A 23,128-nucleotide genomic window follows, 5' to 3' on the forward strand; every position below is an offset into this window, starting at 1 on the left:
GGTTCTTTACTTGGTTCTTCACTTGGACCCTTACTTGGTTCTTTACTTGGTTCTTCACTTGGACCCTTACTTGGTTCTTTACTTGGTTCTTCACTTGGACCCTTACTTGGTTCTTTACTTGGTTCTTTACTTGGTTCTTCATTTGGACCCTTACTTGGTTCTTCAGTTTTTCCCGGACCTTGCTCAGATTCCTTTTCTTCACCCTCTTCTGCTCCTGGACCTTCGCCTGCTCCTGGACCTTCACCCGCTCCCGGACCTTCACCTGCTCCTCGACCTTCACCCGCTCCCGGACCTTCACCTGCTCCTCGGCCTTCACCTGCTCCTGGACCTTCACCTGCTCCTCGACCTTCACCTGCTCCTCGACCTTCACCTGCTCCTGGACCTTCACCTGCTCCTCGACCTTCACCTGCTCCTCGACCTTCACCTGCTCCTGGACCTTCGCCTGCTCCTGGACCTTCACCTGCTCCTGGACCTTCACCTGCTCCTGGACCTTCACCCGCTCCTGGACCTTCACCTGCTCCTGGACCTTCACCTGGGCCTTTACCTTCACCTGGGCCTTTACCTCCACCTGGGCCTTTACCTCCACCTTTTCCACCAGATGGTGAAGGGGCTTTCAAAGATGAATAAGAATACATAATTGATTGAAACGTGCGACTATCTACTGAACCTGTAACTGGTAGTCCATGTTGTTTCTGAAAATACTTCACACCTCGAACAGTCTTCTTATCGTAATCACCATTAATTTCTCCTTCGTAACTACCGAGGGATTTTAACATTCCTTGAATGACGAATACATCTGGTCCATGGGCTCCTTTGCCGACAGCAAAACTTACAGATGACATCGATAGTAACAGCATGAGGGACAGCACCAAAATGCTAATCCCCTTTCCTAAAACTCTTCCTTTACGAGATTGAATGATTGAATCCCATTTCTTCATTCAACACACCATCCTTTAAGCAGAAATTTTTTGCGACAAATTTACTATTCCCAAATTTCTATTTATATTGTTAAAAGTCTTCAATGTATTTTCCAAAAAAATTATTGTAAATAAAAACAGATTTCATGAAAAAAGACGGTTTTTAATTAAAACATAAGCGCAAACGCCTTAATCAGCTTCGGACAAATAAGAAGATTAGAATGGTTTTTTGTTTTTTAACTTGGTCTTTAAGAGGACATATGCACAAGAATTTTAACACTAAACGACAAAAAGACCCCCAAGCAAAAAGCTTGAGAGCCTTTGAAACGCCAAAAATTAACGTTTTGAGAACTGAGGTGCACGACGAGCGCCTTTAAGACCTGGTTTTTTACGTTCTTTCATACGAGCGTCACGAGTTAACATGCCAGCACGTTTAAGTGTAGCACGATATTCTGGATCTGCTTCTAATAAAGCACGTGAAATACCATGACGGATTGCACCAGCTTGACCTGTAGTACCGCCACCTGCAACATTTACAAGTACATCGTAGTTACCTGTTGTTTCAGTTAAGTTTAATGGTTGTTTAATATCTTCGATTAAAGCAGCTGATGGGATGTAATCTTTAATATCACGACTATTTACAACAATACGACCTTCGCCTGGAACTAGACGCACACGTGCGACTGAGCTCTTACGACGGCCAGTACCATAATATTGAACCTGTGCCAAATTAATAACCTCCTTAGTAATTATCCGCGAAGTTCGTAAACTTCAGGTTGTTGAGCTTGGTGTTGATGTTCGCTACCACTGTATACATGTAATTTTTTACCGATTTGACGACCTAAAGAACCTTTTGGAAGCATTCCTTTGATTGCTAATTCAAGCATTTTCTCAGGATAGTTCGTACGCATTTCCAAAGCAGTTCTTTGCTTTAATCCACCTGGGAAATTACTGTGACGGTAGTAAATTTTATCTGTTAATTTTTTACCTGTTAATTCAATTTTCTCAGCGTTGATGATGATCACATGATCTCCAGTGTCAACGTGTGGTGTGAAAGTTGGTTTATGCTTTCCACGTAAGATAGATGCAATTTCACTTGAAAGACGGCCAAGAGTTTGACCAGCAGCATCTACTACGTACCATTTACGTTCTATATTTCCAGCGTTTGCCATAAACGTTGTACGCATGTTATTCCCTCCTAGATAATAAATATTAAAATGGTTCTTCTTCTATTTCATAACACGATAAGTTTCCGGGGCTTATTCGTGGGGTTGAAATACATACCATTAGATATGATATAACTTAAAGCCAATATTGTCAAGAAAATGTTACACCTGGTTTAGTTGTCATAATAAACTTTCCATAAATATAATCCGTGACCTGGAACAGTTTTACCACTTAAACTTCTGTCTCGCCCATTTAGAATAGTAGGTATATCCTCAGCATCAATTAAACCTTGTCCTACATCTAATAATGTCCCAACAAGAATCCTTACCATATTATACAAGAATCCGTTACCATTAAAACAAAAGATAATTTCTGAACCATCTTCAATCAGTTCAATGGAATTGATCGTTCTAACCTTGTCTTCAACCACTGTTTTAGCCACGCAAAAACTTGTAAAATCGTGCGTACCGCATAAATGTGTACATGCCTGTTTAATCGCATCCAAATCAAGCTTATATGGATAATGGAGGCTATAATTTCTTGTAAACACATTTTCCATCTTTTGTTGGTGAATTCGATAGCGATATTCCTTAGCAGTTGCGTGATAGCGTGAATGAAAATCATGATTGACATTGCTAGCATCTAAAATGACAATATCTTCAGGAAGCAAGCTATTTAAAGCATATGGCCATTTCTCAGCAGGAATGGCTAAATGGGTATCAAAATGGAATACTTGTCCAATAGCATGAACGTAAGCATCGGTTCTTCCAGAGGCATGTATTTTAATTAACTGCCCTTTATGAATCTTGCATAAGGCTTCTTCGATCTCCCCTTGGATTGTTCTCTTGTTTGGTTGCACCTGATATCCACTAAATCTTGTGCCATCGTAAGAAACAATACATTTTACTCTCATCATCTGCTCCTAGGTCCGTAAATAAAGTAGTACTAGCCCTAATGCAACCAGTAAGGTTAAGACAGAAGTGTCAAGCGTCTTCCATTTTAGCTGCCTTAGCTTTGTCCGCCCTTCTCCACCTTGATAACCTCTTGCTTCCATCGCAGTTGCCAATTCCTCTGCACGTTTAAATGCACTAATAAATAAAGGAACTAGTAATGGAACAACTGCCTTCAAACGATCTTTAATAGGTCCGCTTGTAAAGTCAGCCCCCCTTGCCATTTGAGCTTTTGCGATTTTATCAGTTTCTTCCATTAACGTAGGTATAAATCGTAATGAAATCGACATCATTAAAGCAAGCTCATGCACAGGTAAACCTAATTTTTTAAAAGGAGACAACAAGCTTTCCATTCCATCAGTAATTTCAATTGGTGTCGTCGTAAGCGTTAAAATGGTTGTCATTAAGATTAAATATAAAAATCGTAACGAAATATAAATCCCTTGCTTTAGACCCTCTTCATATATGCGGAAAAAGCCTAAATCAAACAGGATATCCCCTTCCTTAGTTACAATCAGATGGAGAATAAATGTAAATAATATGATCCATAGAATTGGTCTAAGACCCTTCAGTAAAAAGCGCACTGGTAACTTTGTTAATAAAACAATTAGGAGTGTAAATAACCCCAATACTAAATAAGTCAGTAAATTATTCGCTAAAAACACAATAAAAACAAAAGCGAAAATCATGACTAATTTTGCACGTGAATCCATCTTATGAATAAGGGAGTGACCAGGTACATATTTCCCGATGATCATGCTGTCCATCATACAAGGTCCCTCTCTTTCATAAGAGCCTTTATCTGATTAACAGTTTCATCTATAGTAAGTGGTACCTCTTGAAAGGATAAACCCTTTTCAACTAGCTGGCGTTGAAATTTCACTGTTTCAGGTAAATCCAGCCCAAGAGTACGTAACCTTTCAGCTTCACTAAAAACTTCCCTTGGAGTGCCTTGCATTTCTATTGTTCCCTTATGCATCACGATAATTTCATCGGAATATTTAGCCGCATCCTCCATACTATGGGTAACAAGGATAATTGTAAGATTTTGTTCCTTATGCAATTGATAAAATAAGTCCATCATATCTTTCCTACCTTTAGGGTCCAAACCTGCAGTTGGCTCATCTAAGACGAGAACATCAGGACCCATTGCCAAAACACCGGCAATCGCAACCCTTCGCATTTGACCACCGCTTAAATCAAATGGCGATTTTTGTAGAATCGATTCTGGTAATCCAACAATTTCTATGGTCTTCCTTGCTTTGGCAATTGCTTCTTCTTCACTCATGCCAAAATTTATTGGTCCGAAGGCAATATCCTTCTCAACTGTTTCTTCAAAAAGCTGATGCTCAGGAAATTGAAAAACAATTCCAACTAGGCTTCTTACAACCTTCAGTTGCTTTTGTTTTTTCCCTGCCTCAATTATATGGTCTCCAATTTGGATGGATCCCTTTGTCGGCTTTAACAATCCATTCAGATGCTGAAGTATCGTTGATTTACCGGAACCGGTATGTCCAATGATCGATAAATAGGTTCCCTTTTTTACCGATAAATTAATATCATAAAGAGCAAGTCTTTCTAATGGTGTTCGAGCCTGATAACGATGTTCTAAATTTTTAATTGTAATGTCCACAGCTCATTCACCAGACCTTCCTCAGTAAGATGTTTTTTACAGATTGGAACTCCAGCTTCTCTTAACCTTTTACTCAATATAAAAGGAAATGGTAAATCCAAGCCTATTTTAACAAGCTCTTCATCAAGCATAAATATTTCTTCGGGTGTTCCTTCAGCGAACTTTTTCCCACCATTCATAACAATAATCCTATCAGCCCTTGAAGCTTCCTCTAAATCATGAGTAATTGAAATAACTGTTAACAACCCTTGACGATTGAGATCACGCACCGTTTGTATGACCTCACTTCTTCCTTGTGGATCCAACATTGATGTCGCTTCATCTAAAATAATGATGTCAGGTTGCACTGCTATTACCCCAGCTATCGCTACACGTTGTTTCTGGCCTCCTGAAAGATGATGTGGTTCATGCTCAAGAAAGGCTTCCATTTTCACCTTTTTTGTAGCCGATTCGATCCTGTTAATCATCTCATCCCTCGGTATACCATTATTCTCAAGTCCAAATGCAACATCATCTTTAACGGTTGAACCGACAAATTGATTATCCGGATTTTGGAATACCATACCAACGTGCTTCCGAACATCCCAAATTGTTTTCTCGGAAAGCTCAATCCCGCACACACGAACGACTCCACTAGTAGGAATAAATAATCCATTTAATATACGTGCTAATGTAGATTTACCAGAGCCATTATGGCCAACAATTGCAAGCCATTCACCTTGATTCACATGTAACGAAACATTTTCTAATGCAGGCGAGGCTTCTTGATGATAATGGAATGTTACGTTTTCAACATCTATGATTGATTGACCCATCACTCGTCTCTCCTAATCTCTATCTAGAAAAGTGCAAGCTCCTTAGTTAGCTCAGGGCACATAAGACACTCATGAAATGAAGGTTACTTTACCTTCATTTTATGAGGGACTTATAACCCAATAGTGGCTTGGTGCGGAGCAAGACACTGAACACAAAAGCGGAAGCGCCTTGATCAGCCTCGGGCACATAAGACGCTTTTGAATAGAAGGTGTTTTTTACCTTCAATTCAAAAGTGGCATAGACCCAAGAGGGGCTAGGCGCTGCGGCTGGATGTCGTGCGCTTATGCACAGTACAAGAATTTTATAATTTCCTCTAACTTAAAGTAAGTTAGAAAGGCTATACTTTCTAATCCCTAAGAAAGCGTAAATGGCTAAACACCTTAGGACAAATTATAAACCTCATGAATAACAGGAAGTGTAACCCTCCCCACCATTCGCGAGTCGTTAAATGCTAAAAGCTTTAGATGCTAGCACTAGACACTATACTATGTTAAAACCTAAAATAAATCGTATAAAAAAAGGGCATTGATCCAGTCTTGCAACTGTCACGCCCTTGTTGTAATAAATGTAATTAAACTAATTCAATAATAACCATTGGAGCACCGTCACCGCGACGAGGTCCAAGTTTCATGATACGAGTATAACCGCCTTGGCGATCTTCGTAACGTGGAGCGATATCACTGAAAAGCTTTTCTAAAGCATATTTCGGTTTATCTTTTTCTTGACCTTCTTCAGTTGTAATCGTTACAACCTCAGCAACTTCATTACGTACATAAGATGCAGCTTGACGGCGAGCATGAAGGTCTCCACGCTTTCCTAAAGTAATCATCTTTTCAACAGTTGAACGTAATTCTTTAGCACGAGCTTCAGTAGTTTCGATGCGCTCACTAATGATCAAATCAGTAGTTAAATCACGAAGCATCGCTTTACGTTGAGCACTAGTACGGCCTAATTTTCTGTATGACATGAGATGTCCCCTCCTTCGTTGTATAATGTATGTTTTTTAGAAAAAGTTACTTTGCTATTAAAAGAAACATATATTCAATTAAAACATACGAAAACGCTAGTTACAGTTCTAACTAGTCGTCAGTCGTCTTTTCGAAGACCTAAACCTAGTTCTTCTAATTTTGCCTTAACTTCTTCAAGAGATTTACGACCGAGATTACGAACCTTCATCATATCTTCTTCTGTTTTATGAGCAAGCTCTTGTACTGTATTAATTCCAGCACGTTTTAAACAGTTGTAAGAACGGACAGAAAGATCTAATTCTTCAATTGTCATCTCAAGAACTTTTTCTTTTTGATCCTCTTCTTTTTCAACCATAATCTCTGCATTTTGAGCCTCATCAGTAAGCCCTACAAAAATATTTAAGTGTTCTGTAAGGATCTTTGAAGCTAATGCGATTGCCTCTTTGGGACCAGTACTACCATCAGTCCAAACATCAAGCATCAGTTTATCATAGTTAGCAACTTGGCCAACGCGTGTTTTCTCTACTTGATAAGAAACACGTGATACTGGTGTAAAGATTGAATCAACTGGAATGACTCCAATTGGTTGATCTTCTCTTTTGTTTGAAACAGCTGGAGTGTAACCACGCCCACGTTTAGCTGTTAATCGCATTCTAAAGCTAGCATCTGATGCAAGAGTTGCGATATGAAGATCTGGATTCAGAATTTCAACATCACTATCATGAGTAATATCAGAAGCTTTAACACTTCCTTCACCTTGAACATCAATTTCAAGCGTCTTTTCTTCATCAGAATAGATTTTAAGAGCAAGCTTTTTGATGTTTAAGATAATCGAAGTAACATCTTCAACAACACCTTCGATCGTTGAAAACTCATGAAGTACACCATCTATTTGGATCGATGTTACAGCGGCACCAGGGAGTGAAGATAATAGGATACGACGTAAGGAGTTACCCAAAGTTGTACCATATCCACGCTCAAGTGGCTCGACAACAAATTTACCATATTTGGTATCATCGCTGATTTCAACCGTTTCGATTTTTGGTTTTTCAATTTCTATCATCTATAAACCCTCCTTCAAAACGTCGAAACCCCGGCTAGACTAAAGAGTTTTATACCGTCTAACCGAAATTCCCCATTCAAAAGTTCCCGAATGTGCACAACAACAAAGTGATTCTGCTAGAACTTATATACTGTATCATAACCCATTATAGACAGGGATACAAAATCTATACAGAAAAATTACACACGACGACGTTTTGGCGGACGGCATCCGTTATGTGGAACTGGTGTAACATCTCTAATTGCAGTTACTTCTAAACCAGCAGCTTGAAGTGAGCGGATTGCTGCTTCACGACCTGCACCTGGTCCTTTAACTGTAACTTCAAGTGTTTTTAAACCATGCTCCTGAGATGCCTTTGCTGCAGTTTCTGCAGCCATTTGTGCAGCGAAAGGAGTAGATTTACGAGAACCTCTAAAGCCTAACGCACCAGCACTTGACCATGAAATTGCATTACCATGAGTGTCTGTAATAGTAACAATCGTGTTATTGAAAGTCGAACGAATATGAGCAATTCCGCTCTCAATATTCTTTTTCACACGACGTTTACGAGTGTTCGTTTTACGTGCCATTATTGGTTAACCTCCTTTTACCTTATTTTTTCTTGTTTGCTACTGTACGACGTGGTCCTTTACGTGTACGAGCATTATTTTTCGTGTTTTGTCCACGTACTGGTAAACCACGACGATGGCGAAGACCACGGAATGAACCGATTTCGATTAGACGTTTAATATTTAAAGAGATTTCACGACGAAGATCTCCTTCTACTTTAAGCTTATCGATAGCTTCACGAATTTTACCTAACTCATCTTCAGTTAAATCACGTACACGAGTATTTTCTGATACTCCAGCTTCTGCTAATACTTGCTGAGCAGTCGTACGGCCGATACCGAAAATATATGTTAATGATATAACAACACGCTTGTCACGTGGAATATCAACTCCTGCAATACGAGCCATTAAGCTTGCACCTCCTTATAGATTAACCTTGTTTTTGCTTATGTTTAGGATTTTCACAAATAACCATGACTTTGCCTTTTCTGCGAATGACTTTACATTTTTCACAAATCGGTTTAACAGATGGTCTGACTTTCATGATTTTCATACCTCCTTAGTAGTACGGAGTGCTAGTTATTTAAAACGGTATGTTATTCTGCCACGAGTTAAATCATATGGAGATAATTCTACCGTTACTTTGTCTCCAGGTAAAATACGAATGAAATGCATGCGAATCTTTCCAGATACATGCGCCAAAACCGTATGACCGTTCTCAAGTTCTACCTTGAACATTGCATTAGGCAATGTTTCAATGACAGTTCCTTCTACTTCAATTACATCGTCTTTCGCCATCGAACTGTTCTCCCTTCTCAAAATCAGTAACTTGCTCATTGACAAACCTGACATAAAACCTTCACATTTGTCGCACGACCTGTTTCCATTATACTGTTCTGAACTTCCGGAGATACGCAACAAAGAATTCTAGATGATGAACATTCTTTTTACTTGAAGATTTAAACTTTCGCTTTTCTCCATAAGTATATAAACGAAATCAGATCCGAAACTTCCAATCAATATGGCATAATGGTGCTTCCTCATTCAAGGAAATGGAAACATATCTTGGGAATCGAATTAGGTTCGTTCAAACAATGTCATCCCAGGTTACGCTTTTGTAAGGATTTCATAGCCGGTTTCCGTAATGGCAACTGTATGTTCAAAATGAGCACACACTTTACCATCTACAGTAACAACCGTCCAATCATCAGCCAATGTCTTAACATAACGAGTACCCGCATTTACCATTGGTTCAATTGCTAATACCATTCCAGGCTTAAGTCTTGGGCCTTTATTAGGTGGACCATAATGGGGAATTTGCGGATCTTCATGTAATTCCTGCCCAACACCATGCCCGACATATTCTCTTACAACTGAAAAATTACATTCTTCAACATAAGTTTGAATTGCATGAGAGATGTTTGATAATCTATCACCAGGTTTAGCTTCTTTAAGTCCTTTATATAAAGACTCCTCAGTTACATCTAAAAGTCTCTGAGTTTCATCAGAAATTTCACCTACAGGATAAGTCCAAGCAGAATCACCATGATATCCATTATATTTAGCACCAATATCGATACTAATAATATCTCCTTCACGCAATACACGATCACCAGGTATTCCGTGAACGAGTTCTTCATTAACAGAAACACAAATGCTTCCGCGGAACCCATTATACCCTTTAAATGAAGGGATTGCATTACATGAGCGAATAAACTTTTCGGCAATTACATCCAATTCCTTAGTTGTAATGCCTGGTGTAATATATTTCTGTAGCTCTTGGTGTGTTAGAGCTACAATTCGACCAGCTTCCCTCATAATTTCAAGTTCACGCTCGGTCTTACAAATGATCATGCACTAATCCTCCAAGCAGCTGATCCACATCAACAAATACCTGATCAATGTCCTGATATCCATTAATTGTTCTTAAATAGCCTTTATCACTATAGAAGTTTAATAATGGTTCTGTCTGCTTTAGGTTAACCTCCAAACGGTTTGCAACCGTTTCTTCATTATCATCTGCACGTTGATAAAGCTCTCCATCACATTTATCGCAAACACCAGCTACAGCAGGTGGATTGAATACTAAATGATAAGTAGCTCCACAACTTTTACAAATACGGCGACCTGTCAAGCGTTCCATCAGAACATCTTTTTTCACGTCAATGTTGATGACAAAATCAATCTGTTTGTTAAGATCTGCTAAAATTCCTTCAAGCGCATTTGCTTGAGCAACAGTTCTAGGAAAGCCATCCAAAAGAAAACCCTTTTGGCAATCATCTTTACCTAAACGATCACGAACAATACCAATCGTTACTTCGTCTGGCACTAGTTCACCTTTGTCAATAAATGACTTAGCTTGTAGACCTAGTTCTGTTTCTTCCTTCATAGCAGCTCTGAACATATCTCCTGTTGAGATATGAGGGATATCATATTTCTCTACAATACGCTCGGCCTGAGTGCCTTTTCCAGCTCCCGGCAGACCCATCAATACTAGATTCATTTGTATTTCCCCCTCAGCCTCTATTTGAGGGAATGGGAAATATTTCCCGAATTCCCATTATTTGATAAAGCCTTTGTAATGGCGCTTTACTAACTGACTCTCAAGCTGCTTCATTGTTTCAAGGGCAACCCCTACAACAATAAGTAAGCTCGTTCCACCAATCTGAGCGGATTGAGGAAGGCCAGCAAAGTTAATAAAGAAAACAGGAAGGACAGCTATAGCCGCTAAGAAAATAGAACCAACAAAAGTTAGACGATATAATACCTTAGTAACGTACTCCTGCGTATTCTTACCTGGACGAATACCAGGTATATAGCCGCCTTGCTTCTTCAAGTTTTCAGCCATTTGTTCAGGGTTCACTTGAACAAATGTATAGAAATATGCAAAAGCAATAATTAAAATGATATAAAGTATCATCCCAATAGGTTGTGTATAATCGAACGTTTTCTGAATCCAATTCGTTACATCGTTAGAACCAAAGAACGCTGCAATCGTCGGTGGTGTAATAATAAAGGATATCGCAAAGATAACAGGAATTACACCTGCAGGATTAACCTTTAGAGGAAGGTGAGTCGATTGACCTCCACCCATATTGCTACTACCAGATCGTTTAGCGTACTGGATTGGTATTTTACGAAGTGCTTGTTGAATAAAGATTGTTCCAACTACAACAGCTAATATTGCTAATATAAGTATCACAACTGTTATGATCCGAATAAACAGTTGATCACCTGCATTTTCAAATTGCTGTGCATAAATTTGGTTAACAGTTGTAGGAATACCTGCAGCAATCCCAGCAAAGATGATAATGGAAATTCCATTTCCAACACCTTTAGAAGTGATTTGTTCTCCTAACCACATTAAAAATGCTGTTCCAGCAGTTAATACAATCGCAATTATTAAGTAAGTCCCAACGCCAGGATTCTTGATAAGCAATCCACCTGACTGTACATTGAACCCATAGGACATACCTAACGCCTGGATGAAACCTAATATTATAGTAAAGTATCTTGTAAATTGAGCGAGCTTACGACGCCCAACATCACCTTGTTTTGACCATTCAGTAAATTTCGGTACAACATCCATCTGCAATAGTTGAATGATGATCGAAGCAGTGATATATGGCATTATTCCCATCGCTAAGATAGAAAAATTAAATAATGCACCGCCACCGAATGTGTTCAAGATTCCGAATACATTCAATTCATCCTGTGCTTTAAGAACATCTGCATTGACATTCGGCACAGGAATGAACGTACCAATACGAAATACTACTAACATTAAAAGGGTGAATAGTATTTTATTTCTAATATCACCCACGCGCATAAAATTGGAGATTGTTTTAAACATTAGATCACCTCAACTGTACCGCCAGCAGATTCAATCGCTTCTTTAGCAGAAGCAGAGAATTTGTTAGCTTTAACAGTAAGTTTTTTCTCTAATTGACCATTACCAAGGATTTTCACTCCTGATTTAACATTGCTAACAATACCTGTTTCAAGCAATAGATCTGGAGTTACTTCAGTACCCTCTTCAAAACGATTAAGTGTCGAAAGGTTGACAATAGCAAAGTCCTTACGGTTAATGTTCGTAAATCCGCGTTTAGGTAAGCGTTGGAACAAAGGAGTTTGACCACCTTCAAATCCAGGACGAACTCCACCACCAGAACGAGCATTTTGTCCTTTGTGACCTTTACCAGCTGTTTTACCGTTACCAGAACCAGTACCACGACCTACACGATTACGTGTTTTACGTGAACCTTCTGCGGGTTTCAACTCATGAAGTTTCATCGAGACACCTCCTTAATTATTTATTATTCTTTTATTGTTCTTTAACTGTAACTAAGTGAGCAACTTTATTAATCATACCGCGAATCGCAGGATTATCATCTTGTACTACAGTTTGGTGTAACTTTTTTAGTCCAAGCGTTCTAACAGTAATACGTTGATCTTCAGGACGACCAATTACACTGCGAGTGAGGGTAATTTCTAACTTATTCGCCATCTTGTTCCCTCCTTATCCTAACAGTTCTTCTACCGTTTTGCCACGTAACTTAGCAACTTCTTCAGCACTCTTCAAATCATTTAATCCTGCAATAGTTGCACGAATCATATTAATTGGAGTGTTTGAACCTAAAGATTTAGAAAGTATATCTGAAACACCTGCTAATTCTAATACCGCACGAACAGGTCCTCCAGCGATAACTCCAGTACCTTCACCAGCTGGTATTAATAGAACATTTCCTGCTCCAAATTGACCGATAATTTGGTGAGGAATTGTTGTACCTACCATCGATACTTCAATTAGGTTTTTCTTTGCATCTTCAATAGCTTTACGGATCGCTTCTGGTACCTCTTGTGCTTTACCAGTACCGAAACCTACGTGACCGTTTTTATCTCCTACAACAACAAGTGCTGCAAAACGGAAACGGCGTCCACCTTTAACAACTTTAGCTACGCGGTTAACGGTAACTACGCGTTCTTCAAGTTCTAATTTGTTTGGATCAATACGACGCATTCTGTATGTCCCTCCTTTTCTGATTAAAATTCAAGTCCAGCTTCACGTGCAGCATCAGCTAGAGCTTTAATACGACCATGATATAAATATCCTCCACGATCAAAAACGACAGATTTAACGCCTTTTTCAACAGCACGTTTAGCTACTAATTCGCCAACTTTTTGTGCAGCTTCAAGATTACTATTTGAAGTAAGATTTAAATCTTTATCTAAAGTAGAAGCACTTACCAACGTAACTGAGTTTGAATCATCAATTACTTGTGCGTAAATATGTTGATTTGAACGAAATACGTTTAGACGAGGACGAGTAGTAGTCCCAGTTAACTTAGCACGAACACGCGCATGTCTTTTTTTACGTACAGCATTTTTATCAGCCTTAGTAATCATTTAGGTCACTCCTTTCTTATCATCTAGGCGATATTACTTCGCAGTTTTACCTTCTTTACGACGAACAAATTCGCCTTCGTAGCGAATACCTTTACCTTTATAAGGCTCTGGTGGACGAACGTCACGAATGTTAGCTGCAATAGCACCTACACGCTCTTTGTCAGTACCTTTTACAACAACCTTAGTTTGAGATGGCACATCGATTTCAATACCTGATTCAGGTGTGATCTCAACAGGATGTGAGTAACCAACGTTAAGAACTAATTTATCTCCAGATTTAGTAGCACGGTAACCGACACCGATAAGCTCTAATCCTCTTTCAAAGCCTTTAGAAACACCTTCTACCATATTTCCTAGTAGACTACGTGTTGTACCGTGAAGTGCACGGTGTTCTTTAATTTCAGAAGGACGACTAACAGTTAAGACGTTCTCTTCAACTTTAATAATCATATCAGGGCTGAATGAGCGAGTTAACTCACCTTTAGCACCCTTTACTGTTACAGTATTATCATCAGCGATCGTAACTGTAACACCTGCAGGAATTTCAATTGGTTTCTTACCAATACGAGACATTCATTACACCTCCATTCATTTTCAACTTATTACCAAACGTATGCTAATACTTCTCCACCAGTTTGTTTTGCACGAGCTTCTTTGTCAGACAAAACGCCTTGAGAAGTTGAAACGATCGCAATACCTAATCCGTTAAGTACACGAGGTACTTCATCAGCTTTTGCATATACACGTAAGCCTGGTTTGCTAATTCTTTTTAGACCAGTGATTACACGTTCATTATTTGCACCGTATTTCATGAAAATACGAATAATGCCTTGTTTGTTGTCTTCTACATATTCTACATCACGTACGAAACCTTCACGCTTAAGGATTTCTGCAACTTCTTTCTTGATTTTAGATGCAGGAAACTCAAGTTTTTCGTGACGTACCATGTTCGCATTACGAATGCGAGTAAGCATATCTGCAATAGGATCTGTCATAACCATTACTAAATAACCTCCTTCCCGTTTTACGGTTTTACCAGCTAGCTTTTTTCACGCCTGGAATTTGACCTTTGTAAGCAAGTTCACGGAAACAAATACGGCAAAGCTTAAATTTGCGTAGTACTGAATGTGGACGTCCGCAACGTTCGCAGCGAGTGTACTCTTGTACTTTAAACTTCTGCGTACGTTTTTGCTTAACAATCATTGATTTTTTAGCCACAATTTCGCCTCCCTTTACTAGCGATTATTTTTGGAACGGCATACCGAACTGTGTTAATAGTTCGCGTGCTTCTTCATCAGTATTGGCAGTCGTTACGATAACGATGTCCATACCACGAACTTTATTTACTTTATCATAATCAATCTCTGGAAAAATTAATTGTTCCTTAACACCTAAAGTGTAGTTACCGCGACCGTCAAAAGATTTCTTAGAAACTCCACGGAAGTCACGTACACGTGGTAATGAAACAGATACTAATTTGTCAAAGAATTCATACATACGCTCACCGCGTAGTGTTACTTTTGCACCGATTGGCATTCCTTCACGTAAACGGAAACCTGCGATTGATTTCTTTGCTTTTGTTACTACTGGCTTTTGACCAGAAATTTGCGCTAATTCCTCAACAGCTACATCAAGAGCTTTTGAGTTAGCAACAGCATCACCAACACCCATGTTGATAACGATTTTTTCTAATTTTGGAGCTTGCATTACAGAGCTATATGAGAACTTGCTCATTAAAGCAGGTGTAATTTCTTTTTGATACTTTTCTTTAAGGCGGTTCATGAACTTGACCTCCCTTCCTTATTTACTATTTATCTAAAGTTTCACCAGATTTTTTTGCTACACGTACCTTTTTACCGTCTACCACTTTATAACCAACGCGAGTTGGCTCACCAGATTTTGGATCAAGTGGCATAACATTTGATACATGGATAGGTGCCTCGTGGCTTAAGATTCCACCCTGTGGGTTAGCTTGAGAAGGTTTAGAGTGCTTCTTCACTACATTAACACCTTCAACAATTACACGATCTTTTTTAGGAAAAGATTCAAGAACAACGCCTTGTTTACCTTTATCCTTACCAGAGATAACCATTACTTTATCACCTTTTTTAACATGCATCCTAGTTGCACCTCCTTAGTAAGGCAATCAAAATTTATTATAGAACTTCTGGAGCTAAAGAAACAATTTTCATATAGTTGCTATCACGTAATTCACGCGCAACAGGTCCGAAAATACGTGTTCCACGCGGACTTTTGTCATCACGGATGATAACACATGCATTTTCATCAAATTTAATATATGAACCGTCAGTACGACGAGCTCCACTCTTAGTACGTACGATTACAGCTTTAACTACTTCACCTTTTTTGACAACGCCACCTGGTGTTGCTTGTTTTACCGTACAAACAATAACATCACCAATATTAGCAGTTTTACGACCAGATCCGCCTAATACTTTAATTGTAAGTACTTCACGAGCACCGGAATTGTCAGCAACTTTTAAACGAGATTCTTGTTGGATCACTTATGTTACCTCCCCTCGGAATTAACTATTTAAACTAAATTAGATAATAATTGACTCTTCTACAACCTCTAATAAACGAAAACGTTTAGTAGCAGATAATGGACGAGTTTCCATTATTTTAACGATGTCACCAATCTTCGCTTGATTGTTTTCATCATGTGATTTGAACTTCTTAGAGTATTTAACTCGTTTGCCGTATAGTGAGTGTGTTTTGTAAGTTTCAACAAGAACAGTAATCGTCTTATCCATTTTGTCAGAAACAACACGACCAGTATACACTTTACGTTGGTTACGTTCACTCATAGTGTAAACCTCCTCTCTTATTAACGATTATTAGCTGCGATCTCTCTTTCACGGATAACAGTTTTCATACGAGCGATCGATTTACGAACTTCACGAATGCGAGCAGTATTTTCTAATTGTCCCGTCGCCAGTTGAAAGCGAAGATTAAATAACTCTTCTTTTAAAGACTTTACCTTTTGTTCTATTTCAGCAGTGGTAAGGTCACGAATTTCATTAGCTTTCATTAGATTCACCACCAATTTCTTCACGTTTTACGAATTTCGTTTTAATTGGTAATTTGTGAGCAGCTAAACGTAAAGCTTCACGTGCTACCTCTTCAGATACACCAGAAATTTCGAATAATACTTTACCAGGTTTAACAACAGCTACCCAACCTTCAGGAGCACCTTTACCAGATCCCATACGTACCTCTAGAGGTTTTGCAGTATAAGGTTTTGAAGGGAAGATTTTAATCCAAACTTTACCGCCACGTTTCATATAACGTGTCATCGCAATACGAGCAGCCTCGATTTGACGGTTCGTGATCCAAGATGCTTCTTGAGCTTGAATACCAAACTCACCGAAATGTACCTCAGTACCACCTTTTGCACGACCACGCATTTTTCCACGGTGCTCTCTACGATATTTTACGCGTTTTGGCAATAACATATTATTTTCCTCCTTCCTCAGTTTTCTTCTTTGTAGGAAGAACCTCTCCACGATAGATCCAAACTTTTACTCCTAATTTACCGTAAGTTGTATCAGCTTCAGCTGTTCCGTAATCGATATCAGCACGAAGTGTGTGAAGTGGAACTGTTCCTTCGCTATAATGCTCAGCACGTGCAATATCTGCTCCACCTAGACGGCCAGATACTTGAGTTTTGATACCTTGAGCACCAGCGCGCATAGCACGTTGAATAGTTTGTTTTTGAGCACGACGGAAAGAAATACGATTCTCTAATTGACGTGCGATATTATCAGCAACTAATTTTGCGTCTAAATCAGCTCTCTTAATTTCTAAGATATTGATGTGTACGCGTTTATTAGTTAATTGGTTAAGTGCTTTACGTAATGCTTCTACTTCCGTTCCACCTTTACCGATTACCATACCAGGTTTAGCAGTGTGGATAGTAACATTTACACGATTAGCAGCACGTTCGATCTCAATCTTAGATACAGATGCATCGTTTAGGCGCTTGCTAACATATTCACGAATTTTAATATCTTCATGTAAAAGAGTTGAGTAATCTTTACCTGCGAACCATTTTGATTCCCAATCACGAATAACTCCAATACGAAGACCGACTGGATGTACCTTTTGACCCACGGATTATCCCTCCTTCTTTTCTGATAAAATAATTGTAATGTGACTCGTACGTTTGTTAATTGCACTTGCACGACCTTGTGCACGTGGACGGAAACGTTTAAGAGTTGGACCTTCGTTTGCGTAAGCTTCAGTTACAACTAAGCTATTGATGTCCATTTCATAGTTGTGCTCAGCGTTTGCTACTGCTGACTTTAATACTTTTTCTACAACTGGTGAAGCAGCCTTTGGCGTGTGATTTAGAATCGCTACAGCTTCGCCTACTTGCTTACCTCGAATAAGATCAAGAACTAAACGAACTTTACGAGGAGCAATACGAACTGTTCTTGCGACAGCTTTAGATTGTTGCATTTAAATGCCTCCTCTCATTAACGTCTTGTTTTTTTGTCATCACTTGCATGACCTTTGTACGTACGTGTAGGTGCAAACTCACCAAGTTTGTGACCTACCATGTCCTCAGTTACATATACAGGAACATGTTTACGTCCATCATAAACTGCGATAGTGTGACCAATGAATTGTGGGAAAATAGTAGAACGGCGAGACCAAGTTTTAATTACTTGTTTCTTTTCCGTTTCATTTAATTTTTCAACTTTGTTAATTAAATGTTCATCCACGAATGGTCCCTTTTTTAAGCTACGGCCCATGATAGTACCTCCCTTCGCGATCGTGCTACGGTTCGATTGAACCGTAGTTCAACCACGTTATTTTTTACGACGACGTACGATAAACTTATCTGATTTGTTTTTCTTTTTACGAGTTTTAGCACCAAGTGTCGGTTTACCCCATGGTGACATTGGTGATTTACGTCCGATTGGAGAGCGTCCTTCACCACCACCGTGTGGATGGTCATTCGGGTTCATTACAGATCCACGTACTGTTGGACGTATACCTAACCAACGAGAACGACCTGCTTTACCAATGTTGATAAGTTCATGTTGCTCATTACCAACTTGACCTACAGTAGCACGACAAGTAGCTAAAATCATACGAACCTCACCAGAGTTTAAACGTACAAGTACATATTTACCTTCTTTACCCAATACTTGAGCAGAAGTACCAGCTGAACGAACTAATTGTCCACCTTTACCAGGTTTTAATTCGATATTGTGAATAACAGTACCAACTGGAATGTTTTGTAACGGTAATGCATTACCTACTTTGATGTCTGCTTCAGGACCAGACATAACTTCTAAACCTACTTTAAGGTTTTTAGGTGCAAGAATGTATCTTTTCTCACCATCAACATAGTTGATAAGTGCGATATTTGCAGAACGATTTGGATCGTACTCGATTGTAGCAACGCGTCCTGGTATACCATCTTTGTCGCGTTTAAAATCGATCACACGATATTGGCGTTTATGTCCGCCCCCTTGGTGACGAACTGTAAGTTTACCTTGGTTATTACGTCCACCTTTTCTGTGAAGAGGCGCAAGTAATGACTTTTCTGGTTTGTCTGTAGTAATTTCAGCAAAATCAGATACTGTCATATTACGACGACCATTAGTGGTCGGTTTATATTTTTTAATCGCCATATCGATATCCCTCCTTTTCTATATGAAATTATACTTCAAATAATTCGATTTCTTTGCTGTCTGCAGCAAGCTTAATGATTGCTTTACGACGACGGTTTGTTAATCCGCTATATTTCCCAACGCGTTTGAATTTACCTTTATAGTTCATGATGTTAACTTTTTCAACTTTAACGCCAAAGATTGATTCGATAGCATCTTTAACTTCAGTTTTATTAGCTTTCACATCAACATCAAACGTATATTTTCTTTCAGCCATAAGGTCTGTTGAACGTTCAGTGATTACTGGGCGCTTTATAATATCACGAGGATCTTTCATTATGCAAGTACCTCCTCTACTTTTTGCACCGCTGCTTTCGTCATAATTAGCTTTTCATGATTAAGCACATCTAGTACGTTTACTCCACCAGCAGTAACAACTGTTACACCAGGGATATTACGTGCTGATAATGCAACATTCTCATTGTTGTCAGCTGTAACGATTAACGCTTTTTTCGCAACTGAAAGACCGTTAAGTACTGCAGTCATTTCTTTTGTTTTTGGAGCGTTGAACGCTAAGTCCTCTAATACAACGATGTTGTTGTCAATTACTTTAGATGATAAAGCTGATTTGATCGCTAAACGGCGAACTTTTTTTGGTAATTTATAAGCGTATGAACGTGGAGTTGGTCCAAATACTACACCACCACCGCGCCATTGTGGAGAACGAATAGATCCTTGACGAGCACGACCAGTACCCTTTTGACGCCAAGGTTTACGACCTCCGCCTGCTACTTCAGAACGATTTTTTACTTTGTGAGTTCCTTGACGTAAGGAAGCTCTTTGCATGATAACCGCATCAAATAATACGTGCTGATTAGGTTCGATACCAAATACTGAATCGTTAAGTTCGATTTCTCCAACATTTGATCCAGATTGGTTTAATAATGCTACTTTCGGCATTATCCAATTCCTCCTTTCCTAAAGAAATTATTTTGATTTTACTGCGCTTTTCACAGTAATAAGTGCTTTTTTAGGTCCTGGAACGTTACCTTTAATCAATAATAGATTGCGTTCAGCATCTACTTTAACGATTTCTAAGTTTTGAACTGTAATACGTTCTCCACCCATACGACCAGGTAAAAGTTTGTTTTTAAATACACGGTTAGGTGCTACAGGTCCCATTGAACCTGGGCGACGATGGTAACGAGAACCATGAGACATAGGCCCACGAGATTGTCCGTGGCGTTTGATTGAGCCTTGGAAACCTTTCCCTTTAGAAATTCCTGTTACATCTACAATTTCACCTGCAGTGAAAATATCAACCTTGACTTCTTGACCAACTTCGTACGCATCTAAGCTAGCTTCACGAAGTTCTTTAACGAAGCGCTTAGGTGCAGTATTAGCTTTTGCTACGTGGCCCTTTTCTGGTTTGTTAGATAACTTTTCACGTTTGTCTTCAAAACCTAATTGAATAGCTGAATAGCCATCAGTTTCTTCAGATTTTTTTTGAAGAACTACGTTTGGAGTAGCTTCGATAACAGTTACCGGAATTAAATCACCGTTTTCTGCAAATACTTGCGTCATACCAATTTTTCTTCCTAAGATTCCTTTGGTCATGAGTCACACCTCCTATTATTATTCATTATTTATTTTTAAAAATTAAAGTTTTATTTCGATGTCAACACCAGATGGTAAGTCTAAACGCATTAATGCATCAACAGTTTGTGGTGTTGGGTTGATGATATCAATTAAACGTTTATGCGTACGCATTTCGAATTGCTCACGAGAATCTTTATATTTATGAACCGCACGTAGGATTGTGTATACAGATCTTTCTGTTGGTAACGGAATTGGACCAGATACATTTGCACCAGAACGTTTTGCAGTTTCTACAATTTTCTCTGCAGATTGATCAAGAATTCTGTGATCATAAGCTTTTAAACGAATACGAATCTTTTGTTTTGCCATTACTTTCCCTCCTTTTCGCCTATTTTCAAAATAGACATTTTCTCCGCAAGAATTTTCCCTACACACGCCATGGCAAAGCGGCCGTGTGTATCGGCAACCTCCTGCTTCATCGCAGTCAAAGACCAACATTGTCTATTATACAAAAAAACTGTGATAGATGCAAGAGAAATTTACAATTCAATTACTTTTCCCGAGCACTTTTCATATTATACATAGATTGCATATGAATATCAAGGTAAATCCATTTGGTTTAATTTTCTATAACTTGTTTAGAATTGCGTAGGCAAATATATTTATAATGAAAAGTCACACCTTACATTCAATACTCTACTGAAAGTATTGAAATGAATATTTAATTTACAGTTTAATAACCGTCGTTTATATTGTTTCTTTTAAACCGTTCTTCATTGTTTCTCTTCAATTCTGGTATTGGGGTTTTGCGAACTTGTAAGAATGGAGATCACCACTAAGCAAGTAAAGAAAACAACAGATATTACTTTCACTGCTGGACTCCTAGATGTTAACAATGAATAGTAAAATGAATAAAACAAAAGTGAATACACCTTGATGAACCTTAGGTAAATAAGCCAACCTTAAATAGAAAGTGTTTTTTACCTTCAATTCAAGATTGGCTACAGACCCGAGAATGGCTTGACGCTGGTCATACGCTTATCCACAGTTCAAAAAATGTATCGTACGCTAAACGGCAAAAAAGGTGAGCTAATAAGCTCACCTTTTTAATCTCTATATAGAAGAGAAATTACGCTTGGATAGAAGCAACTACGCCTGCGCCTACTGTACGTCCACCTTCACGGATTGAGAATTTTGTACCTTCTTCAATCGCGATTGGAGCAATAAGTTCAACAGTCATTTCTACGTTATCCCCAGGCATAACCATTTCAACGCCTTCAGGAAGTTGACAAATACCAGTTACGTCAGTTGTACGGAAGTAGAACTGAGGACGGTAGTTAGTGAAGAATGGAGTATGACGTCCACCTTCTTCTTTTGATAACACATAAACTTCTGCTTTAAAGTTAGTGTGTGGAGTGATTGTTCCTGGCTTAGCAAGAACTTGACCACGTTGGATATCTTCACGAGAAACCCCACGAAGAAGTGCTCCAATGTTGTCACCAGCTTCAGCATAATCAAGAAGCTTACGGAACATTTCAACACCTGTTACAGTAGTTGATTTTGCTTCTTCAGTAAATCCGATGATATCAATTACGTCACCAACTTTTACTTGTCCACGCTCAACACGACCTGTTGCAACTGTTCCACGACCTGTGATTGAGAATACATCCTCAACAGGCATCATGAATGGTTTTTCAGTGTCACGTGCTGGTGTTGGGATGTACTCATCAACTGCAGCCATAAGTTCAAGGATTCTTTCTTCCCAAGCAGCTTCTCCTTCAAGAGCTTTAAGAGCAGAACCTTTAATTACTGGAACATCGTCACCAGGGAAATCGTACTCAGAAAGTAAGTCACGAACTTCCATTTCAACTAATTCTAAAAGCTCTTCGTCATCAACCATGTCACATTTGTTTAAGAATACAACAAGGTAAGGTACACCAACTTGACGAGATAATAGGATATGCTCACGAGTTTGTGGCATTGGGCCATCAGCAGCTGAAACTACTAAGATACCACCATCCATTTGTGCAGCACCAGTGATCATGTTTTTAACATAGTCAGCATGTCCTGGGCAGTCAACGTGTGCATAGTGACGAGTTGCAGTTTCATATTCAACGTGAGAAGTATTAATTGTAATACCACGTTCTCTTTCTTCAGGAGCAGCATCGATTTGATCGTAACCTTTTGCTTCTCCACCACCAGCTTTAGCAAGAACAGTAGTGATTGCAGCTGTTAAAGTTGTTTTACCATGGTCAACGTGTCCAATTGTACCAATATTTGCATGCGTTTTGGAACGGTCGAATTTTTCTTTAGCCATTCTAATAATCCTCCTTGGAGTTTAATATTTTAGGGTATATGTAACAGAAAGTGATACCATCACTTTCTGTTCTCACATAAGTAGTTATACTTCATCAA

At 38.9% G+C, this 23,128-nt stretch carries 38 protein-coding genes; all 38 read right to left on the reverse strand.

All coding sequences use genetic code 11. The annotated features are described in order from the left end of the window. Positions 1-938 (reverse strand): peptidoglycan-binding domain-containing protein (locus K9V48_RS14375; RefSeq protein ID WP_224139663.1); only part of this gene is annotated, 938 nt, incomplete at its 3' end. A 315-nt stretch (positions 939-1,253) separates the two neighbouring features. Then, positions 1,254-1,646: a 30S ribosomal protein S9 gene (rpsI, locus tag K9V48_RS14380; protein ID WP_224139664.1), complete on the reverse strand. Its 393-nt coding sequence runs from the start codon at positions 1,644-1,646 to the stop codon at positions 1,254-1,256. A 20-nt stretch (positions 1,647-1,666) separates the two neighbouring features. Beyond that, on the reverse strand, positions 1,667-2,104 hold the full coding sequence (gene rplM / locus K9V48_RS14385; RefSeq protein WP_111618078.1) for a 50S ribosomal protein L13: 438 nt from the start codon (positions 2,102-2,104) through the stop codon (positions 1,667-1,669). Between the two features lie 152 nt (positions 2,105-2,256). After that, the gene (gene truA / locus K9V48_RS14390) at positions 2,257-3,000 is read right to left on the reverse strand and encodes a tRNA pseudouridine(38-40) synthase TruA (RefSeq protein ID WP_224139665.1); all 744 of its coding nucleotides are present in this window, start codon (positions 2,998-3,000) and stop codon (positions 2,257-2,259) included. 6 nt (positions 3,001-3,006) lie between these two features. Further along, positions 3,007-3,804 carry an energy-coupling factor transporter transmembrane component T family protein gene (locus tag K9V48_RS14395; RefSeq protein ID WP_224139666.1) on the reverse strand — a complete coding sequence of 266 codons (798 nt, stop codon included), beginning with the start codon at positions 3,802-3,804 and terminating at the stop codon, positions 3,007-3,009. Further along, entirely contained in the window at positions 3,801-4,667 is an 867-nt protein-coding gene (locus K9V48_RS14400) for an energy-coupling factor ABC transporter ATP-binding protein (RefSeq protein ID WP_224139667.1), read from the reverse strand. Before K9V48_RS14400 ends, K9V48_RS14395 begins: the two co-directional genes overlap by 4 nt. After that, positions 4,643-5,482, reverse strand: a complete 840-nt coding sequence (locus K9V48_RS14405) for an energy-coupling factor ABC transporter ATP-binding protein (protein WP_224139668.1) — start codon at positions 5,480-5,482, stop codon at positions 4,643-4,645. The genes K9V48_RS14400 and K9V48_RS14405 overlap by 25 nt, the downstream gene beginning before the upstream one ends. A gap of 572 nt (positions 5,483-6,054) precedes the next feature. Beyond that, positions 6,055-6,450, reverse strand: a complete 396-nt coding sequence (rplQ, locus tag K9V48_RS14410; RefSeq protein ID WP_224139669.1) for a 50S ribosomal protein L17 — start codon at positions 6,448-6,450, stop codon at positions 6,055-6,057. A 119-nt stretch (positions 6,451-6,569) separates the two neighbouring features. Continuing rightward, entirely contained in the window at positions 6,570-7,514 is a 945-nt protein-coding gene (locus tag K9V48_RS14415; protein WP_111618084.1) for a DNA-directed RNA polymerase subunit alpha, read from the reverse strand. A 179-nt stretch (positions 7,515-7,693) separates the two neighbouring features. After that, complete coding sequence (gene rpsK / locus K9V48_RS14420; protein WP_066330403.1) at positions 7,694-8,083, reverse strand: 30S ribosomal protein S11; 390 nt, start codon at positions 8,081-8,083, stop codon at positions 7,694-7,696. Between the two features lie 22 nt (positions 8,084-8,105). Beyond that, entirely contained in the window at positions 8,106-8,471 is a 366-nt protein-coding gene (rpsM, locus tag K9V48_RS14425; RefSeq protein ID WP_111618085.1) for a 30S ribosomal protein S13, read from the reverse strand. Between the two features lie 22 nt (positions 8,472-8,493). Continuing rightward, the gene (rpmJ, locus tag K9V48_RS14430; protein ID WP_003156543.1) at positions 8,494-8,607 is read right to left on the reverse strand and encodes a 50S ribosomal protein L36; all 114 of its coding nucleotides are present in this window, start codon (positions 8,605-8,607) and stop codon (positions 8,494-8,496) included. Between the two features lie 35 nt (positions 8,608-8,642). Next, complete coding sequence (gene infA, locus K9V48_RS14435) at positions 8,643-8,861, reverse strand: translation initiation factor IF-1 (RefSeq protein WP_010191517.1); 219 nt, start codon at positions 8,859-8,861, stop codon at positions 8,643-8,645. Between the two features lie 309 nt (positions 8,862-9,170). After that, positions 9,171-9,917 (reverse strand): type I methionyl aminopeptidase, encoded by a 747-nt coding sequence (map, locus tag K9V48_RS14445; protein ID WP_224139670.1) that lies wholly within the window; start codon positions 9,915-9,917, stop codon positions 9,171-9,173. Next, entirely contained in the window at positions 9,904-10,566 is a 663-nt protein-coding gene (locus K9V48_RS14450) for an adenylate kinase (protein WP_224139671.1), read from the reverse strand. Before K9V48_RS14450 ends, map begins: the two co-directional genes overlap by 14 nt. Positions 10,567-10,623: 57 nt before the next feature. Next, positions 10,624-11,916: a preprotein translocase subunit SecY gene (gene secY, locus K9V48_RS14455; protein WP_224139672.1), complete on the reverse strand. Its 1,293-nt coding sequence runs from the start codon at positions 11,914-11,916 to the stop codon at positions 10,624-10,626. Beyond that, positions 11,916-12,356: a 50S ribosomal protein L15 gene (rplO, locus tag K9V48_RS14460; RefSeq protein ID WP_111618089.1), complete on the reverse strand. Its 441-nt coding sequence runs from the start codon at positions 12,354-12,356 to the stop codon at positions 11,916-11,918. The genes secY and rplO overlap by 1 nt, the downstream gene beginning before the upstream one ends. 31 nt (positions 12,357-12,387) lie before the next feature. Next, positions 12,388-12,570 (reverse strand): 50S ribosomal protein L30, encoded by a 183-nt coding sequence (rpmD, locus tag K9V48_RS14465; protein ID WP_066330409.1) that lies wholly within the window; start codon positions 12,568-12,570, stop codon positions 12,388-12,390. A 12-nt stretch (positions 12,571-12,582) separates the two neighbouring features. Further along, positions 12,583-13,083 (reverse strand): 30S ribosomal protein S5, encoded by a 501-nt coding sequence (gene rpsE, locus K9V48_RS14470; RefSeq protein WP_224139674.1) that lies wholly within the window; start codon positions 13,081-13,083, stop codon positions 12,583-12,585. 23 nt (positions 13,084-13,106) lie between these two features. Next, on the reverse strand, positions 13,107-13,469 hold the full coding sequence (rplR, locus tag K9V48_RS14475; protein ID WP_224139676.1) for a 50S ribosomal protein L18: 363 nt from the start codon (positions 13,467-13,469) through the stop codon (positions 13,107-13,109). A gap of 33 nt (positions 13,470-13,502) precedes the next feature. Next, positions 13,503-14,042 (reverse strand): 50S ribosomal protein L6, encoded by a 540-nt coding sequence (rplF, locus tag K9V48_RS14480; protein ID WP_111618092.1) that lies wholly within the window; start codon positions 14,040-14,042, stop codon positions 13,503-13,505. A gap of 29 nt (positions 14,043-14,071) precedes the next feature. Further along, complete coding sequence (rpsH, locus tag K9V48_RS14485) at positions 14,072-14,470, reverse strand: 30S ribosomal protein S8 (RefSeq protein WP_111618093.1); 399 nt, start codon at positions 14,468-14,470, stop codon at positions 14,072-14,074. A gap of 31 nt (positions 14,471-14,501) precedes the next feature. Then, positions 14,502-14,687: a type Z 30S ribosomal protein S14 gene (locus K9V48_RS14490; protein WP_111618094.1), complete on the reverse strand. Its 186-nt coding sequence runs from the start codon at positions 14,685-14,687 to the stop codon at positions 14,502-14,504. 24 nt (positions 14,688-14,711) lie between these two features. Next, positions 14,712-15,251, reverse strand: a complete 540-nt coding sequence (gene rplE / locus K9V48_RS14495; RefSeq protein ID WP_224139678.1) for a 50S ribosomal protein L5 — start codon at positions 15,249-15,251, stop codon at positions 14,712-14,714. A 25-nt stretch (positions 15,252-15,276) separates the two neighbouring features. Continuing rightward, the gene (rplX, locus tag K9V48_RS14500) at positions 15,277-15,588 is read right to left on the reverse strand and encodes a 50S ribosomal protein L24 (protein ID WP_111618096.1); all 312 of its coding nucleotides are present in this window, start codon (positions 15,586-15,588) and stop codon (positions 15,277-15,279) included. Between the two features lie 37 nt (positions 15,589-15,625). After that, positions 15,626-15,994, reverse strand: a complete 369-nt coding sequence (rplN, locus tag K9V48_RS14505; protein WP_111618097.1) for a 50S ribosomal protein L14 — start codon at positions 15,992-15,994, stop codon at positions 15,626-15,628. Positions 15,995-16,033: 39 nt separating this feature from the next. Then, positions 16,034-16,297 carry a 30S ribosomal protein S17 gene (rpsQ, locus tag K9V48_RS14510; RefSeq protein WP_224139681.1) on the reverse strand — a complete coding sequence of 88 codons (264 nt, stop codon included), beginning with the start codon at positions 16,295-16,297 and terminating at the stop codon, positions 16,034-16,036. A gap of 20 nt (positions 16,298-16,317) precedes the next feature. Beyond that, on the reverse strand, positions 16,318-16,521 hold the full coding sequence (gene rpmC, locus K9V48_RS14515) for a 50S ribosomal protein L29 (RefSeq protein ID WP_095301363.1): 204 nt from the start codon (positions 16,519-16,521) through the stop codon (positions 16,318-16,320). Next, positions 16,511-16,945, reverse strand: coding sequence for a 50S ribosomal protein L16 (rplP, locus tag K9V48_RS14520; protein ID WP_224139682.1), 435 nt, complete (start codon positions 16,943-16,945; stop codon positions 16,511-16,513). Before rplP ends, rpmC begins: the two co-directional genes overlap by 11 nt. 1 nt (position 16,946) lies before the next feature. Then, positions 16,947-17,603 carry a 30S ribosomal protein S3 gene (rpsC, locus tag K9V48_RS14525; protein ID WP_111618101.1) on the reverse strand — a complete coding sequence of 219 codons (657 nt, stop codon included), beginning with the start codon at positions 17,601-17,603 and terminating at the stop codon, positions 16,947-16,949. A gap of 3 nt (positions 17,604-17,606) precedes the next feature. Next, a complete protein-coding gene (gene rplV, locus K9V48_RS14530) occupies positions 17,607-17,951 on the reverse strand; it encodes a 50S ribosomal protein L22 (RefSeq protein ID WP_224139684.1) in 345 nt (114 codons plus the stop codon). Positions 17,952-17,968: 17 nt separating this feature from the next. Continuing rightward, the gene (gene rpsS / locus K9V48_RS14535) at positions 17,969-18,247 is read right to left on the reverse strand and encodes a 30S ribosomal protein S19 (RefSeq protein ID WP_111618103.1); all 279 of its coding nucleotides are present in this window, start codon (positions 18,245-18,247) and stop codon (positions 17,969-17,971) included. A 57-nt stretch (positions 18,248-18,304) separates the two neighbouring features. Further along, the gene (gene rplB / locus K9V48_RS14540; protein WP_224139686.1) at positions 18,305-19,135 is read right to left on the reverse strand and encodes a 50S ribosomal protein L2; all 831 of its coding nucleotides are present in this window, start codon (positions 19,133-19,135) and stop codon (positions 18,305-18,307) included. Positions 19,136-19,163: 28 nt separating this feature from the next. Continuing rightward, the gene (rplW, locus tag K9V48_RS14545) at positions 19,164-19,451 is read right to left on the reverse strand and encodes a 50S ribosomal protein L23 (RefSeq protein ID WP_224139688.1); all 288 of its coding nucleotides are present in this window, start codon (positions 19,449-19,451) and stop codon (positions 19,164-19,166) included. Beyond that, positions 19,451-20,074, reverse strand: coding sequence for a 50S ribosomal protein L4 (gene rplD / locus K9V48_RS14550; protein WP_224139690.1), 624 nt, complete (start codon positions 20,072-20,074; stop codon positions 19,451-19,453). Before rplD ends, rplW begins: the two co-directional genes overlap by 1 nt. A 27-nt stretch (positions 20,075-20,101) precedes the next feature. Further along, complete coding sequence (rplC, locus tag K9V48_RS14555) at positions 20,102-20,731, reverse strand: 50S ribosomal protein L3 (protein ID WP_224139692.1); 630 nt, start codon at positions 20,729-20,731, stop codon at positions 20,102-20,104. 42 nt (positions 20,732-20,773) lie between these two features. Continuing rightward, the gene (gene rpsJ, locus K9V48_RS14560) at positions 20,774-21,082 is read right to left on the reverse strand and encodes a 30S ribosomal protein S10 (protein WP_066330427.1); all 309 of its coding nucleotides are present in this window, start codon (positions 21,080-21,082) and stop codon (positions 20,774-20,776) included. A gap of 760 nt (positions 21,083-21,842) precedes the next feature. Beyond that, entirely contained in the window at positions 21,843-23,030 is a 1,188-nt protein-coding gene (tuf, locus tag K9V48_RS14565; RefSeq protein WP_224139694.1) for an elongation factor Tu, read from the reverse strand. Between the last annotated feature and the right edge of the window lie 98 nt (positions 23,031-23,128).

The sequence above is a fragment of the Metabacillus rhizolycopersici genome (assembly GCF_020075705.1).

Excerpts from the sequence above, each read along its gene's own strand:
- rplM (WP_111618078.1), bottom strand. The coding sequence starts at position 2,104 with ATGCGTACAACGTTTATGGCAAACGCTGGAAATATAGAACGTAAATGG.
- truA (WP_224139665.1), bottom strand. The coding sequence starts at position 3,000 with ATGATGAGAGTAAAATGTATTGTTTCTTACGATGGCACAAGATTTAGT.
- K9V48_RS14395 (WP_224139666.1), bottom strand. The coding sequence starts at position 3,804 with ATGATGGACAGCATGATCATCGGGAAATATGTACCTGGTCACTCCCTT.
- K9V48_RS14405 (WP_224139668.1), bottom strand. The coding sequence starts at position 5,482 with ATGGGTCAATCAATCATAGATGTTGAAAACGTAACATTCCATTATCAT.
- rplQ (WP_224139669.1), bottom strand. The coding sequence starts at position 6,450 with ATGTCATACAGAAAATTAGGCCGTACTAGTGCTCAACGTAAAGCGATG.
- K9V48_RS14415 (WP_111618084.1), bottom strand. The coding sequence starts at position 7,514 with ATGATAGAAATTGAAAAACCAAAAATCGAAACGGTTGAAATCAGCGAT.
- rpsK (WP_066330403.1), bottom strand. The coding sequence starts at position 8,083 with ATGGCACGTAAAACGAACACTCGTAAACGTCGTGTGAAAAAGAATATT.
- rpsM (WP_111618085.1), bottom strand. The coding sequence starts at position 8,471 with ATGGCTCGTATTGCAGGAGTTGATATTCCACGTGACAAGCGTGTTGTT.
- rpmJ (WP_003156543.1), bottom strand. The coding sequence starts at position 8,607 with ATGAAAGTCAGACCATCTGTTAAACCGATTTGTGAAAAATGTAAAGTC.
- infA (WP_010191517.1), bottom strand. The coding sequence starts at position 8,861 with ATGGCGAAAGACGATGTAATTGAAGTAGAAGGAACTGTCATTGAAACA.
- map (WP_224139670.1), bottom strand. The coding sequence starts at position 9,917 with ATGATCATTTGTAAGACCGAGCGTGAACTTGAAATTATGAGGGAAGCT.
- K9V48_RS14450 (WP_224139671.1), bottom strand. The coding sequence starts at position 10,566 with ATGAATCTAGTATTGATGGGTCTGCCGGGAGCTGGAAAAGGCACTCAG.
- secY (WP_224139672.1), bottom strand. The coding sequence starts at position 11,916 with ATGTTTAAAACAATCTCCAATTTTATGCGCGTGGGTGATATTAGAAAT.
- rplO (WP_111618089.1), bottom strand. The coding sequence starts at position 12,356 with ATGAAACTTCATGAGTTGAAACCCGCAGAAGGTTCACGTAAAACACGT.
- rpmD (WP_066330409.1), bottom strand. The coding sequence starts at position 12,570 with ATGGCGAATAAGTTAGAAATTACCCTCACTCGCAGTGTAATTGGTCGT.
- rpsE (WP_224139674.1), bottom strand. The coding sequence starts at position 13,083 with ATGCGTCGTATTGATCCAAACAAATTAGAACTTGAAGAACGCGTAGTT.
- rplR (WP_224139676.1), bottom strand. The coding sequence starts at position 13,469 with ATGATTACTAAGGCTGATAAAAATGCTGTACGTAAAAAAAGACATGCG.
- rplF (WP_111618092.1), bottom strand. The coding sequence starts at position 14,042 with ATGTCTCGTATTGGTAAGAAACCAATTGAAATTCCTGCAGGTGTTACA.
- rpsH (WP_111618093.1), bottom strand. The coding sequence starts at position 14,470 with ATGGTTATGACAGATCCTATTGCAGATATGCTTACTCGCATTCGTAAT.
- rplE (WP_224139678.1), bottom strand. The coding sequence starts at position 15,251 with ATGAACCGCCTTAAAGAAAAGTATCAAAAAGAAATTACACCTGCTTTA.
- rplX (WP_111618096.1), bottom strand. The coding sequence starts at position 15,588 with ATGCATGTTAAAAAAGGTGATAAAGTAATGGTTATCTCTGGTAAGGAT.
- rpsQ (WP_224139681.1), bottom strand. The coding sequence starts at position 16,297 with ATGAGTGAACGTAACCAACGTAAAGTGTATACTGGTCGTGTTGTTTCT.
- rpmC (WP_095301363.1), bottom strand. The coding sequence starts at position 16,521 with ATGAAAGCTAATGAAATTCGTGACCTTACCACTGCTGAAATAGAACAA.
- rplP (WP_224139682.1), bottom strand. The coding sequence starts at position 16,945 with ATGTTATTGCCAAAACGCGTAAAATATCGTAGAGAGCACCGTGGAAAA.
- rplV (WP_224139684.1), bottom strand. The coding sequence starts at position 17,951 with ATGCAACAATCTAAAGCTGTCGCAAGAACAGTTCGTATTGCTCCTCGT.
- rpsS (WP_111618103.1), bottom strand. The coding sequence starts at position 18,247 with ATGGGCCGTAGCTTAAAAAAGGGACCATTCGTGGATGAACATTTAATT.
- rplB (WP_224139686.1), bottom strand. The coding sequence starts at position 19,135 with ATGGCGATTAAAAAATATAAACCGACCACTAATGGTCGTCGTAATATG.
- rplW (WP_224139688.1), bottom strand. The coding sequence starts at position 19,451 with ATGAAAGATCCTCGTGATATTATAAAGCGCCCAGTAATCACTGAACGT.
- rplD (WP_224139690.1), bottom strand. The coding sequence starts at position 20,074 with ATGCCGAAAGTAGCATTATTAAACCAATCTGGATCAAATGTTGGAGAA.
- rplC (WP_224139692.1), bottom strand. The coding sequence starts at position 20,731 with ATGACCAAAGGAATCTTAGGAAGAAAAATTGGTATGACGCAAGTATTT.
- rpsJ (WP_066330427.1), bottom strand. The coding sequence starts at position 21,082 with ATGGCAAAACAAAAGATTCGTATTCGTTTAAAAGCTTATGATCACAGA.
- tuf (WP_224139694.1), bottom strand. The coding sequence starts at position 23,030 with ATGGCTAAAGAAAAATTCGACCGTTCCAAAACGCATGCAAATATTGGT.